This is a genomic window from Methylobacterium fujisawaense (assembly GCF_039619325.1).
Lineage (GTDB): Bacteria > Pseudomonadota > Alphaproteobacteria > Rhizobiales > Beijerinckiaceae > Methylobacterium > Methylobacterium fujisawaense.
Genome location: NZ_CP155000.1, coordinates 1,383,940 through 1,397,064, shown reverse-complemented (window position 1 = coordinate 1,397,064; position 13,125 = coordinate 1,383,940). Strand labels below are relative to the sequence as shown.

The 13,125-nt window shown below is 71.8% G+C and carries 13 protein-coding genes; 5 read left to right on the top strand and 8 right to left on the bottom strand.

Annotated features, from left to right (window positions below; all coding sequences use genetic code 11):
- Positions 1 to 30 precede the first annotated feature (30 nt).
- From pqqA to ABC766_RS06645, 8 genes are all read right to left on the bottom strand, one after another.
- A complete protein-coding gene (gene pqqA / locus ABC766_RS06680) occupies positions 31 to 120 on the bottom strand; it encodes a pyrroloquinoline quinone precursor peptide PqqA (RefSeq protein ID WP_012317526.1) in 90 nt (29 codons plus the stop codon).
- 224 nt (positions 121 to 344) lie between these two features.
- Positions 345 to 1,049, bottom strand: a complete 705-nt coding sequence (locus tag ABC766_RS06675) for a response regulator transcription factor (protein ID WP_043357098.1) — start codon at positions 1,047 to 1,049, stop codon at positions 345 to 347.
- Positions 1,046 to 2,677: a sensor histidine kinase gene (locus tag ABC766_RS06670; RefSeq protein WP_345821565.1), complete on the bottom strand. Its 1,632-nt coding sequence runs from the start codon at positions 2,675 to 2,677 to the stop codon at positions 1,046 to 1,048. Before ABC766_RS06670 ends, ABC766_RS06675 begins: the two co-directional genes overlap by 4 nt.
- A 66-nt stretch (positions 2,678 to 2,743) precedes the next feature.
- Positions 2,744 to 2,950 carry a hypothetical protein gene (locus ABC766_RS06665; protein WP_043357102.1) on the bottom strand — a complete coding sequence of 69 codons (207 nt, stop codon included), beginning with the start codon at positions 2,948 to 2,950 and terminating at the stop codon, positions 2,744 to 2,746.
- A gap of 84 nt (positions 2,951 to 3,034) precedes the next feature.
- Positions 3,035 to 3,829 (bottom strand): formylmethanofuran dehydrogenase subunit C, encoded by a 795-nt coding sequence (locus ABC766_RS06660; protein ID WP_043357104.1) that lies wholly within the window; start codon positions 3,827 to 3,829, stop codon positions 3,035 to 3,037.
- 3 nt (positions 3,830 to 3,832) lie between these two features.
- Positions 3,833 to 4,780, bottom strand: coding sequence for a formylmethanofuran--tetrahydromethanopterin N-formyltransferase (gene fhcD / locus ABC766_RS06655; RefSeq protein ID WP_043357106.1), 948 nt, complete (start codon positions 4,778 to 4,780; stop codon positions 3,833 to 3,835).
- A 27-nt stretch (positions 4,781 to 4,807) separates the two neighbouring features.
- A complete protein-coding gene (locus ABC766_RS06650) occupies positions 4,808 to 6,454 on the bottom strand; it encodes a formylmethanofuran dehydrogenase subunit A (RefSeq protein WP_345821564.1) in 1,647 nt (548 codons plus the stop codon).
- Positions 6,448 to 7,518, bottom strand: a complete 1,071-nt coding sequence (locus ABC766_RS06645; protein WP_345821563.1) for a formyltransferase — start codon at positions 7,516 to 7,518, stop codon at positions 6,448 to 6,450. The genes ABC766_RS06650 and ABC766_RS06645 overlap by 7 nt, the downstream gene beginning before the upstream one ends.
- A 469-nt stretch (positions 7,519 to 7,987) precedes the next feature.
- Between ABC766_RS06645 and ABC766_RS06640 the strand changes: the two genes are divergently transcribed.
- The 5 genes from ABC766_RS06640 (at position 7,988) to ABC766_RS06620 (ending at position 13,109) form a co-directional block, all read left to right on the top strand.
- Positions 7,988 to 8,965 (top strand): beta-ribofuranosylaminobenzene 5'-phosphate synthase family protein, encoded by a 978-nt coding sequence (locus ABC766_RS06640; protein ID WP_043383727.1) that lies wholly within the window; start codon positions 7,988 to 7,990, stop codon positions 8,963 to 8,965.
- Between the two features lie 86 nt (positions 8,966 to 9,051).
- Positions 9,052 to 9,945, top strand: a complete 894-nt coding sequence (locus ABC766_RS06635) for an NAD(P)-dependent methylenetetrahydromethanopterin dehydrogenase (protein WP_043357114.1) — start codon at positions 9,052 to 9,054, stop codon at positions 9,943 to 9,945.
- Positions 9,946 to 9,966: 21 nt separating this feature from the next.
- Entirely contained in the window at positions 9,967 to 11,118 is a 1,152-nt protein-coding gene (locus tag ABC766_RS06630) for an ATP-grasp domain-containing protein (protein WP_345821562.1), read from the top strand.
- Positions 11,115 to 12,089 carry a methenyltetrahydromethanopterin cyclohydrolase gene (gene mch / locus ABC766_RS06625; protein WP_043357116.1) on the top strand — a complete coding sequence of 325 codons (975 nt, stop codon included), beginning with the start codon at positions 11,115 to 11,117 and terminating at the stop codon, positions 12,087 to 12,089. Before ABC766_RS06630 ends, mch begins: the two co-directional genes overlap by 4 nt.
- A gap of 111 nt (positions 12,090 to 12,200) precedes the next feature.
- A complete protein-coding gene (locus ABC766_RS06620) occupies positions 12,201 to 13,109 on the top strand; it encodes a RimK family alpha-L-glutamate ligase (RefSeq protein ID WP_345821561.1) in 909 nt (302 codons plus the stop codon).
- The last annotated feature ends 16 nt before the right edge of the window (positions 13,110 to 13,125 follow it).

Here is a 13,125-nt window from a genome sequence, read left to right as displayed (position 1 = left end):
GCGGCTCCCGAGATCCCCGGTCCGTAAAACTCAGTTGAAGGTGTCGATCTCAGCCGACTCGTAGCTCGTCACTTCCATGCCGACGCAGATCTCGGACACGATCGGGGCAGCCCACTTCATGGTGTTTCTCCTCAGGCGATATCTTCACCGAGCGTCACGCGGATCCTAAGAGGACCCTAAGACACTGATGGCGCTCTCATTTCTGGCGCGGGAGAGGTATCGACGATTCAGGCGCGGGCTTCAAGCACTAAGTTGCCGGATCCTCCCAAATTTTTCGTGAGAGACTTCCTAAACGCCCGGAAACCATCACGAAACGCGCCGCCCTGCGACTAAAGTACAGTGGCTCACTGTCGAAAGTCGGGACCGCGCAGTTCGAGCATGAATCCCTTGCCACGCACCGTGACCAGGCCGGGACCGCCGTAGCGGACGAAATCGGCCATCTTCGAGCGCAGATAGCCGATATAGACGTCGACCACGTTGAGCGAGAGGCCACCCTGGCTGGCCCAGAGCCGGTCGAAGATATCGGCTCGGGAGACCGGCTTGCCGATGTTCTCCATCAACATGCCGAGCAGGTCGGCCTCGCGGGGGGTGAGGCGGGCGCTGGCCTCGCCGCAGCTGGCCTGCCGGGTCTCGAGGTCCAGCATCAGCTTGCCGACGGTGATGCGCGACCGCGGTGCCTCCGCCTGCTCGCGCCGCATCAGATGGGTCCGCAGGCGGGCGACCAGCTCGTCGAACTCGAAGGGTTTGATGATGTAGTCGTCGGCGCCGAGCGCCAGCCCTTCGGCCCGGTCACGAATCTCGTCCCGGGCGGAGAGGAACAGGATCGCCCCGGGAAAGCCGCCCTCCCGCAGGGAGCGGCAGACGTCGTGCCCCGACCCGTCCGGGAGGTTGATGTCGAGGAGCACGGCGCCGGGAGCCGGATCGTGCGCGGCCTTGAGCGCCTCGTCCACGCAGGCTGCCGTCCCGACTTCGAATCCCTCGGCTTCCAGGCCCCGAGCCAGAAGGCCGCGGATGTCGATGTCGTCCTCGACGATCAGGATCCGCGTCATGCGGCCGACTCCTTCACCTGCCCGCCGGTCGCGCCGTCGACCGGCCCCGCATCCCATGCCGGATCGAGGGCCGGGATGTCCAGGGTCACGCGGGCGCCGCGCCCGTCGGGCCCGGCACCGAGCCGAATCGTGCCGCCATGCTGCTCGACGATCCAGCGCGCCAGGGCGAGGCCGATGCCGAATCCGGTCTCGTCGGGACCCGCCCCCGATCCACGCCTGAAGCGTTCGAACAGGTCGGCTTCGGATGCATTGAAGCCCGGACCGTCGTCCGTGACGGTGATCCGCCCGACGGGTCCTGGGCCCGCCGCCAGGGCAACCTCGACGCGGGTGAGGCCGGCGGCATGACGCAGGGCGTTGTCCACGAGGCTCTCGACGGTCTGGCGGATCCATTCGCGGTCGGCGAGGCACTCGACGTCCCGGGTGCCGGGATCGAGGCCGAGGCCGACGCGACGGCGGGCCGCTTCGGAGCTCATGTTGTCCACCGCCTCCGCGAGGAGCTGAGCGAGTCCCAGACGGCGCTTGTCGAACTCGATCTCGCCGGATTCCGAGCGCGCAACCCGCAGCAGGTCCTCGACCCGCAGCTTGAGACGCTGCGCCCGCTTCTTGATCGTCGCGAAAACCGGATTCGGGTCGGCGCCCCGGGATGCGCCGCGCAGGGCAAGGTCGCACTCGCCCAGGATGACCGTGAGAGGGGTGCGCAGCTCGTGGCTGACATCGGCGAAGAAGCGGCGCCGAGACTGGTCGACGGCTTCGAGGCGGGCGTTGGCGGCCCGAAGATCGGCCGTGCGTGCCGCCACGGTATCCTCCAGCGCCGCCCGGTCGGCCGCAACCCGCGATTCCCGCCGGGCGAGGCGGGCGGCCATGCGGTTGACGTTGGTCATCAGCAGGCCGAGTTCGTCGCGCGTGGCGACGGAGAGCCGGGTGTCGAGGGCGCCGTGGCCGATGGCGCTCGCGGCCCGGCGGACCTCCTCGATCCGCGCCAGGGTCGGCCGGGTGACGCCGCGGTAGAGGATCGCCAGCAGCACGAGAGCCGCCGCCACCGCGGCGGCGGCGGCCAGGCGCAGGCGCTCCGACAGCGCCCGGGCCTGCTCGGAGCCGAGGGCCATGCTGCGCCGTTCGGCCTCGATCAGGAAGGACAGGGGCTGGCCGGTCATGGCCCCGAAGCCGTTGAGCGCCCCCTTGATGGCGTCCTGGCGCCGCTCCGGATCGGTCTGGCGGCTGATCAGCGACACCTGCCGGTCCAGGACGGCGCGGGCCGCGCGCAGCTGGGCCATGGGGCGCGTACGGGCGGCGTACTGCATCCGGTCGGCCGGGTCGTCGCTCGGCGGGAAGCTCTTGGCGAGCGCCTCATCCACGGTGGTCAGGGCGCGGTCGGCATTGTCTCGGGCGATCGCCATCGCCTCGGGCTGGCCGTCGGGATTGCCGACGGTCTCCACGGCCGCCATGCCGAACTGGGTGAGGCGGCCCGACAGCTCGGCCAGAAGTTCCAAGCGACGCTGGGCCTCGAGGGTGCGGTCGACGGTCCGTTCCGCCGCCCCGATCGCCGCCAGCGCGGCCGCGGCCGCCAGAATCACGACGATGGCGGTGCCCCCGAGCAACAGGGCGAAGCGGACCTTCAGCGAGCGCATCGTGGTCGTCCCGCCGTCAATGCGGGACCGAGCATGTCACCGTCCGGCCGCTGAACCAAGGTGCCGTCACAGATCCTTCGGCAGGCTGCCCTTGGCGGCGCAGCGCCAGCGTTCCACGTGCCATTCGGGATGCGCGGCCTGCCAGGTCGCCAGCGCACTCTGCGAGTTGCGCAGGCAGACGAACGGGCTCGCTTTCTCGAACGACATCTCGATCCGGTCCTCGCGGCAGGTCGAGGGTTGGGCGACGAGGCAGATCGACAGCAGCAGCAACATGGGCGTGTCCCCGGGTTGCCGGCCTCGATCGGGCCGGCTTGGCGGAGAGCATAGGACGCGTCCACGCCCCTTGCCCAGGCGGCGTCAGGCCGCGACCCAGATCTCGCCCTTGGCGATGGTGGCGAGGTCGCCCGAGTAGCGACGCAGCGGCTTGGCGAGCAGGTCGGCATGCTCGGCGCTGAGGCCGCGCAGCGCCTTCGCCAGGAGCCGGAGGAACACGAGATCGTGCGTCCCCGTCTCCACGAAGGTCGAAGCCATCCGGCCGTGCGCACCCAGGAGAAGCGTTCCGCGGCGCATGCCGAGACCGGGGTGATCGCCCACCGCGAGGGCCGCCAGGGTTCCGGCGATCATGCGCGATCCCGCGAAGGCCCCCGCGCGTCCGGCCACGATCGTCCCGCGCCGCATCCGGTCGCCGAGATGGGCGCCGGCCGTGCCGCGAATGATCAGGGTCGCACCGTCGAGCCCGGCCTTGGCGGCATAGACCGCACCGCCGGCGTAATCTCCGGCATCGCCCTCGATGGTGATCGTGCCGCCGGTGGCGCCGGAGGCCGCATAGGGCCCGGCATGGCCTGTGACGGTGACGCGGCCGCCCGCCATGCCGGCGCCGAGGCGCTGGCCGACATCGCCGGTGACCCGGATCGTGCCCGCCGACAGGGAGGCGCCGACCCGGTCGAGACGCTCGTGGCCGCCCTCGAGGGTCAGGGTGTCGGAGCCGTCCAACGAGACGGCGAAGCAGTCGCCGAGGCGCACGCCGGTCCGGGTGGTCCCGACCTCCAGGCGCTCGGCTTCGCCCTGCGACAGGCGGCTCAGAGCCGCGGGGTTGATGTTGAGGAAGTCCAGGCGCTCCGGCGGAGCCGCACGCAGGGTGAGGGTGCTCACGGCTCAGCCCTCCGTCTTGGCGTCGTCGCGCGCGATCAGGTCGCGCAGATGGTAGTGGTGGCGGCCGAGATTGCCGCCGTAATTTCCGGCCGTGACCGCGATCAGCCCGTGCTTGCCGCCGATCTCGGTGGCCGCGTGCAGGCCGGCGCGCATCGAGTCGGACACGCCCTGCGAGGTCAGGGCGTCGATCACGATTTCCAGCACCACGCCGCATTCGGCCGGGAGCGCCGAGCCGGCGCGCCCCTTGAGGGTCGGGCAGTAAGCGTCGTTGGTCGAGGCCATCATGCCCTTGGTCCGGCCGCCGACCTTGGAGCCGGAACGGACGATGCCGCCGGGGAACGGCAGGATCGCGCCCGGCACCGCCTTGGCGGCCTCCACGGCGATCTCGGCGACCTTCAGCGTCTCGGCGTGGTTGCGGCCGAGGAACAGCAGGTTGCCGCCACCGACCGCGCCGTCTACGGCCCGGACCGTGTCCTCGCAGAGGAACTCGCCGTCCATCACCGGTATGCGCCAGTAGCGCCGGGCCTTGCCGGTGGCGTCGGGCAGGCGCTTGGCCACCGCGAAGCCGTCACCGAAATAGCGGATCGCGCCGCCGAGCTTGATCTTGGTCGGCCCGTCGACGCCGGCGTAGCAGGCGGTGCCCGGGCAGGTGAGGATGCACTGGCCGACCCGCTTGATCAGCTGGTCCTTGAGGCCGTTCGGCTCGAAGCCGAACAGCAGGATGCGCACGCCCGGCCGCCCGTCGGGAGTCTCCTCCGGCGACAGCTCGGCGTCGATGCCCGCCTCGGCGCCGCAGCCGATCACCGAGGTGGCGAAGCCCGTCATCGTGGTGGCGGCGATCATCGCCCACTTGGCGGTGTCGTTCGTGACGATGATGGCGGTGCCGGCCACATCGAACGCCTCCGCGAAGGTGTCGATGACCGGGATGCCGTTGAGGGAGAGGTCAGACATCGTTCTTCCCGCGGCTCGCCCCTCTGATCACACCCGGCATGGCACCGCCTCGAAATTGTCCGGACCGTCGCCGAAGGCCGCGTCGGGCACGGCGAAGCTGTCGAGGCCTTCGCCGAACCGCTCCGTCAGGTAGGTGTCGGCGCGCTTCGCCATGGCCTTGTCGGACTCGACCGTCAGCGACAGCGTCCGGCCGGCCCGCCATTCCACCACCTCGCCGTCCTCGACGATCGGCACGCCGTCCTTGAGGACGAGCTTGGCGGCGGTGAACATCGCGGTTCGGTCGGCGTCGTCCCGGTAGACCGCCACGTCCGCCCGGGCACCGGCCCGCAGATGGCCGCGGTCGTCCAGCCCCAGCAGCTTGGCCGGACCCGACCGGGTCAGCTGCGCGATTTCCGAGAGCGTGTACTCGCGCTCCAGGCCCGGAAGGCCGGAGCGCTCGCCCACGATCTTGGGCAGCGTCGCGATCTCGCGGTCACGCTCCGACTTGTCCATCAGCAGGTGGATGATGCGCGGGTACTGGGTGAACGGGCCACCGTTCGGGTGGTCGGTCGTCAGGATCGTCCGCTCCGGGTCGGTGGAGAGCAGCATGATCTCCAGGCCGATCGCCCATTGCAGCGAGCTGGTCGGGCCCCGGGGCCGGTACAGGAACGGCACCACGCCGCCGCCCTCGGCGTCGCCCGCGTTCAGCACCCACTTCTTCGGCTTCGCGCCCTTCCGGCCCGCGAACTGACGGAGGATGTCGAGGGACACCGTCACCGTCTGGCCGAACACCACCTGCCCGATGTCGAGGGTGGCGTTCGGATTGTCGGCGATCGCCTGCGCGATGCGCTCGGCGGCCGAGCGGAAACCGCCGGTGCCGGGATTGGCCGGATCGACCGCGCCGTAGGCGTAGAACTGCGCGTGGGCGAAGTGTATGCGCCGGCCCTCCGCTGCATCCAGGGTCGCCATGAAGCTGTCGTCCGCTCCGGGCAGGCCCAGGTTGTTGCAGTGGACGTGCAGCGGGTGCGGGACGCCGATCTCCTCGACCGCGTCGAGGAGCGAGCCCATGATCTGCCGGGTCGAGAGCCCGTAGCAGGGGATCTCGTCGTCCAGCGACAGGCGCAGCGCCCCGTCCTTGAAGGCGGAGGCGCCGCCCGCGTTGATGCACTTCACCCCGAGGCCGCGGGACTGGGCGACCGACAGGGCGACGAGGTCGCGCACGGCGTTGCCGCCCTGGCGCTCGCGCAGCATCTCCAGAAGCTGGTCGTCGTTGCCCATCACCGTGAGGGCGCCGCGGTCGAGCAGCGGGATGTCGGCGAGCTCGAGCTGCGTACCCAGGGCGTGGGTCGGCGGCATCGCCGGCTCGACGGCCGTGGTGTAGCCCATCCGCGCGTAGGTCGAGCCGATCCAGGCCGCGGCCCCGCCCGCATGGGCGAAGGGATGGCCGTCGGGGGCCGCCTCGCTCACGTAGAGGTCGGGCAGGAGCAGCCGCGAGGTGATCACGTTGCCGCCGGCGATGTGCGAGTGCACCTCGACGCCGCCGGCCATCACCACGCAGCCCGCCGCATCGATCACGGCGTCGGGCTCGCGGCCCGGCGGATCGATGATGCGGCCATCCTCGATCCAGACGTCACCGACAGAATCGCGGGACGCGGTCGGATCGACGACGCGCCCGCCCCGGATCACGCTCAGCATGCGGAATCACTCCTCGACGCGGCCTGCACCGTGGCCAGACGCTCCCTGAGGGCGGCCAGCACCGACGCGGCCGACGGCAGATCCGACGGCGCAGTGGCCGGCCAGAAGGTCAAGGCGGCGCGCTGCTCGTTCCACAGGACGCCGCCGTGGTCGCGGCCAGGCTGGCCGACAGAGATCACCACCTCGGCAGCCTGCGCCTCGCCTTCCGCGACCAGAGCCACGGACGGCACCGCGGACAGCCAGTCCGGGCGCGCCACCGGGACGGCACCGAGCCAGAGAACGGCGTCGGCCTCGCCGGCAGCGACCTGCCGGGCGGCGTCGAAGCGCCAGGGATCATGCTCGGGGACGCGGCGCCCGAAGCCGCTGCGAGGCGCCTGACCGGTCGTCCAGGCCGAGACCGGCACGACGGCCCGGTCCTGCCCGGCCGCACCGACCGCCAGGGTGAAGCAGCGTGTGGTTTCGCTCAGCTCCATGGCGAGGCCCTGGAGCATCTCGACACCGAACTCGCCGAGTTCGGCCGGATCGTAGAGCAGCACGCCGTACTGCGCGGCCGCGAGCCGGGACGCGATCTGACCCGGCAAGGCGTCACCGGCGAGATGCCCGCGGACATAGGCCCGCAGCTCGGCCACGGCCTCCGGCAGCCCGCCATCGGCGGGCCAGGCCAGCGCCGCACCGGCGTTCGCACCCACCGCCAGGAGGGCCCTGTCGGATCCGGCGGCGCGCCCACGGGTCGGCTTGGCGTCGATCAGGCGTTTCATGAGCGGCGCCTGCCAGGGGGCGGCACCGACGACGAGAACCGTGTCGGCGCGTCCGACGGCCTCGGCAGGCGTCGTCGTGAGGGCACCGACCCGGCTCAGCGCTCCGAGCTCGGCATAGGTCCCGGCCGCGCCGGCGGTATCGACCGAGGCGCCGATGCGCCCCGCGAGATCATAGGCTGCGCGGATCGCAGCCACGTCGGCGCTGAGGCCGGCGATCACCGGCGCGCGCGCCTTGGCGAGCAGGGATGCGGCCGCCTCGACGGCGGTGCCCGCGTCCGTCGCGCCACCCTTCACCCAGGCTGCCATGCTCCCTCTCGCAACGTTCTTGCTTGGTTTCGGAGCGGGCGACGGCCGTAAGACCGGACGAAGCAGGTGCGCCTCAGCATGAGGGTTCCCCACCGAATCGGAATGGCGCATCCGCCCGGCATGTCCGGGCAGCGGCAAACTCGGCGCGCCGTCGCAACCCCTAGGTTTGCATTCATCCGCGCACCGCGGCAAGGGGGGTCCGGCGGCGATCCGCATCGCAAGGTGGATCGCCAGGGGGTTTGCAAGGTGGTTCGCAAGGTGGATTGCGCGGATGGGCCGGTGCCGCCCCGCGATCCTTCGGACTCCTTGTGCGGACAGGCCGAGCGACCGCGCAACCTGAACCGGAACCGAGCGCCGGAATTGCCGTGATGGCGCTGCGATCCAGGCCTGTCCAAGTTGCCTGGCCCCGGGCCACGTGTGAAAAGCGCGCCGCGCATGCGCCGGGCCTGCGGGATTCGAGGGACGTGTGTTGGGCGAGGTCCCTGAAAGGAACGAGGTGGCAGCGGACGGTGCCGTGCGGGTCGAGGCCCCGGCACGGCTGCATTTCGGATTCCTGGACCTGCACGGCGGTCTCGGCCGCCGGTTCGGCAGCATCGGGCTCGCCATCGATGCGCCGTCCCTCGCCCTGAGCGCCCGTCGGGCAGCGCGGCCTTCCGTGGAGGGCCCTGAAGCCGACCGCGTGCGCGGCTATGTCCGTGCCGCCGCCGCCCATCTCGGGCACGGCGAAGACGTGGCGGTGACGGTGGAGCGGGTCATCCCGGCCCATGCCGGTTTCGGTTCGGGCACGCAGCTCGCCCTCGCGGTGGCGGCAGCCATGGCACGGCTCAGCGGTGAGCCCTTCGCGCCGGATGCCTTCGCGGCAACCCTGGACCGGGGCAACCGGTCCGGCGTCGGACTGCGCGCCTTCACGGAGGGCGGCCTGATCGTCGATGGCGGCCGCGGCGCGGACGGGGGCCCGCCTCCGGTCATCGCGCGTCTGCCCTATCCCGAGGCCTGGCGGATCGTCCTGATCCTCGATCCGGGCATGGCGGGCGTGCACGGGACGCGCGAGGTCGAGGCGTTCCGCGATCTGCCGCGCTTTCCCGAGGCCCAGGCGGCGGAGATCTGCCGGATCGCGCTTATGCAGGTCCTTCCCGCGGTCGCCCTGGCCGAGCCCCAGGGCTTCGGTGCCGGCATCACCCGAATCCAGACACTGATCGGCGACCATTTCGCGCCCCATCAGGGGGGCCGCTACGCCAGCGCCGCGGTGGCGGAGGCGCTGGCGAGCATCGCCGCGCAGGGCGTGCCGGGCTACGGGCAGTCCTCCTGGGGGCCGACCGGCTTCGCCCTGATGGCGTCCGAGGCCGAGGCCCGCGCCCTGGTGGCCGGCCTCGACCGCGGCGGCCCGCTCCGGTTCGTCATCGCCCGGGGCCGCAACAGTGGCGCTTCGGTAACCGGTCCGGCGTGAGCCGCCCACCCCGGGCTTGACCCGAGGCACCGCTCCGGGTTTGGACGGTGGACAGGCGCATCTGTCGCGCGCCGCATGAGGATTCCATGGCCCGCTCGATCCTCCACATGCTGACGCCGCTCCGGCACATGAGCCCGTTCGACGTGAACATGGCCGTGGATGCCGGGTTCGAGACGGTGGTGACCTATACCGAGGTCAGCCTCGCCGACGTGGTCTCGCTGACCCAGGATTCGATCTTCTCGCGGTCGCCGGCCGACGGGACGCGAACGGGCATCTTCATCGGCGGCAAGAACGCCGAGGACGCCCTCGACATGGTCGACCGCGCCAAGAAGGCCTTCGTGCCGCCCTTCGTGAACCACGTCTTCGCAGATCCGGCCGGCTCGTTCACCACCGGCGCGGCCATGGTGGCCCAGGTCTCCCGCGCCCTGCGGCAGAAGTTCAACACCGACCTCACGGGCAAGCGCATCGTGATCTTCGGCGGCGCCGGCGTCGTCGCCTACGTGGCCGCGGTGATCGGCGCCCTGCAGGGCGCCACCACCGTTCTGGTCGGGCACGACGGCGAGGAGCGGGTCTCGAAGATCGCCTTCACGATGAAGTGGCGTTTCGGCATCGAGGTCGGCGCTGTCGACGGCACGACCCCCGAGGATCGCCGCGCCGCCATCCGCGACGCCGACGTCATCCTCTCCGCCGGGCCGGCGGGCATCCCGATCCTCACCGCCGAGGACCTGAAGTCGGCGCCGAAGCTGCTCGTCGCCTCGGACGTCAACGCCGTGCCGCCTGCCGGCATCGCGGGGATCGACGTGAACGCGGTCGACGTCGCTCTGCCCACCGGCAAGGGCGTCGGCATCGGCGCGCTGGCAGTCGGCAACGTGAAGTACCAGACGCAGCGGCGCCTGTTCGACCGGATGCTCGCCTCCGACACGCCGCTCTGCCTCGATTTCCGCGACGCCTACGCGCTCGCGGTGGAGATCGCCGGCTAGTCCGATACGAGCCGGCCCCGGATGGCGGATGCGGTCCTGATCGCCGCCCAGGCCGGGCGCGCCCTGGCCGAGGCGGCGCGGCGTGCCGGGCTTCGGCCCTACGTGGCCGATCTGTTCGGGGACGCGGATACGCTGGCCGCCGCCGAGGCCTACCGGCCGCTGCCCGGCCGCTTCGGAACAACGCCGGCCGCGGACGCGACGGTGGCCGCGCTCGACCATCTGGCCGGAGCCGCCGGCCGCCCGATCGGGCTCATTCTGGGCAGTGGCTTCGAGGACGCGCCGGACTTGATCGGGCGCCTCGCCGCGCGGCACCGGCTGATCGGCGCTTCGGCCGAGACCCTCTCGACCCTCAAGGCGCCCCTGGCCTTCGCGGCCCTCTGCACACGCCTCGGCGTGCCGCATCCCACGGTGGCAACCGACCCGCCGCCGGATCCGCGGGCGTGGCTGCTCAAGCGCGCGGGCGGCAGCGGCGGCAACCACATCCGGGCTGCGACCCGGTCGCCGGCACCGCAGGGCCACTACTTCCAGCAACGCGTACCGGGCCGGCCGCACGCCCTGAACTTCCTCGCCGACGGCCGGACGATCCGCATCCTCGCCGTCACCGAGCAATGGTGCGCGCCGTCGCCGATCCGTCCCTTCCGCTATGCCGGGGCCCTAGCCCGCGGTGCCGGGGAAGCCCCGGCGCTCCCCGTTTCGCTCGTGGACACTATCGCCGCCGGCACCGAGCGGATCGTCGCCGCGACCGGCTTGCGGGGGCTCGCCAGCGCCGACCTGCTGGTCGAGGGTTCGGCGTGGTGGCTCACCGAGATCAATCCCCGGCCCGGCGCGACGCTGGACATCCTCGACCGGCGCGGGATTCCGCTGCTTCCCGCCCATATCGCGGCCAGCCTCGGCACGATGCCGGACCCCGGGCCGCATCCGGCGGATGCGGCGGCCGCGCAGATCTGTTACGCGGACCGGGAGCTTGCGCCTGTTCCGGACCTCGAGTGGCCGGACTGCGTGCGCGACCGTCCGTGCCCCGGCTCGGTGGTCCGCCGCGACGCGCCGCTCTGCACGGTGCTGGCCGAAGGCGCGGACCGGGCGGAGGTGCTCGCCCTGTTGGAAACGCACACGGCGCGCCTGCGGGCCGTCTGCGCGGCGAAGAAAACTCACCCCGAGGAAGCCCTGTCATGAGTGCCAGCCAATCCTATCCCAGCATCAACGCGCTCGCGGCGCCCCTCGTCGAGCGGCTCGTGGCGGATGCCGCGACGCTGCGGCTCTCCGTGACGCAGGCGGCCGGCGGCGCCCGGATGGTCGATGCCGGCGCGCAGGCGAGGGGGTCGATCGAAGCCGGGCGGCGCATCGCCGAGATCTGCCTCGGCGGCCTCGGCACCGTCACGATCGCGCCGACCGGACCGATCGCCTCCTGGCCCTATTCGGTGACGGTCCACGCCGCCGACCCGGTCCTCGCCTGTCTGGGGAGCCAGTATGCGGGCTGGAGCCTCGCGGACGAGACCGGTGATTCCGGCTTCTTCGCCCTCGGCTCGGGGCCCGGCCGGGCGGTGGCGGCCGTCGAGGACCTGTACCAGGAACTCGGCTTCCGCGACTCCGCCACGAAGACCGCCCTCGTGCTGGAAGCGGCGGGCGGGCCGCCCGAGAGCGTCGTCGCCAAGGTCGCCGAGGCCTCCGGCCTGAAGCCCGAGGACCTGACCTTCATCTTCGCGCCGACCCAGAGCCTCGCCGGCTCCACCCAGGTCGTAGCCCGCGTCCTCGAGGTGGCCCTCCACAAGGCCCACACGGTCGGCTTCGACCTGCACGCCATCGTGGACGGGATCGGCTCGGCGCCGCTATCGCCCCCGCACCCGGACTTCATCAAGGCGATGGGCCGCACCAACGACGCGATCATCTACGGCGGACGCGTGCAGCTCTTCGTGGATGCCGACGATGCCGATGCCAGGCAGCTCGCCGAACAGCTGCCCTCGACGACGTCGAGCGACCATGGCGCGCCCTTCGCCGACATCTTCGGCCGGGTGAACGGCGACTTCTACAAGATCGACGGCGCCCTGTTCTCGCCGGCCGAGGCGATCGTCACGTCGGTGCGCACCGGCGTCACCTACCGCGGCGGCCGTCTGGAGCCGACGCTGGTCGACGCGTCCTTCGCGTGAAGCACGCCGGGCTCCCTCTCCCCTGCTGGACAGGGAGCCCCAACCGGATCCGGACGGCGACATCTTCCTGGCCCCCCGCAGGCGGGTGGCAGCGTGACGATCAGGACCCCCATGCGCATCGGGCTCGCGGCCGATAACGGCACCTGGCACAAGAACCGCCTGCTGGCGGCCCTGCGCGCGAGCGGCGTGGAGCCGGTCCTGTTCTCCCTGGCGGACGTCGCCGTGGTCACGGGCGGCAGCGAGCCCCTGCGCGTGCCGGGCTTCCCGGACGCGCTGCCGGACGGCGTGCTGATGCGGACCATCGCGGGCGGCACCTTCGAGGCGACGACTATGCGGCTCGGGGTGCTGCACGCCCTTGTCGCCGCGGGTGTCACCGTCTGGAACGCCCCGACCGCGATCGAGCGCTCGGTGGACAAGGCCGCCACGTCGCTGCTCATCGACCGGGCCGGGCTCCCGACGCCGGAGACCTGGGTCTTCTCGAAGCGCGAGGCGGCGGCGTCCCTGGTCGCCGCCGAGGCACGGCCGGGTGCGCCCCTGGTGCTGAAGCCGCTGTTCGGGTCACAAGGCGAGGGACTTGCCCTCATCGAGCGCCCGGAAGACCTTCCCGACGAGGAGGCGGTGGCGCGGGTCTACTATCTCCAGCGCTACGTTCCCCGCCGGGACGGATTGTGGCGCGATTACCGGGTGTTCGTCTGCGACGGACGGGCCATCGCCGGCATGATCCGCGAGGGCGACGGCTGGATCACCAACGTCCACCGGGGCGGCCGGCCGCTCCCCTGGGCGATGCCGCGTGCCGCCGCCGAGCTGGCCGAGGCGGCCGCCGCCGCGGTCGGCGTCGATTATTCCGGCATCGACCTCGTCGAGGACGGGGAGGGCGGTTTCTCGGTCCTGGAGGTCAATTCCATGCCGGCCTGGTCGGGCCTCCAGACCGTGTGCGAGACCGATATCGCCGCCGCGGTGGTGCGCGGCTTCCTCGCCGCGGCCCGCGGCGCCAGCCGTCCCCGGCTCGTGGTGGCATGAGCGGACCCGGCACGAG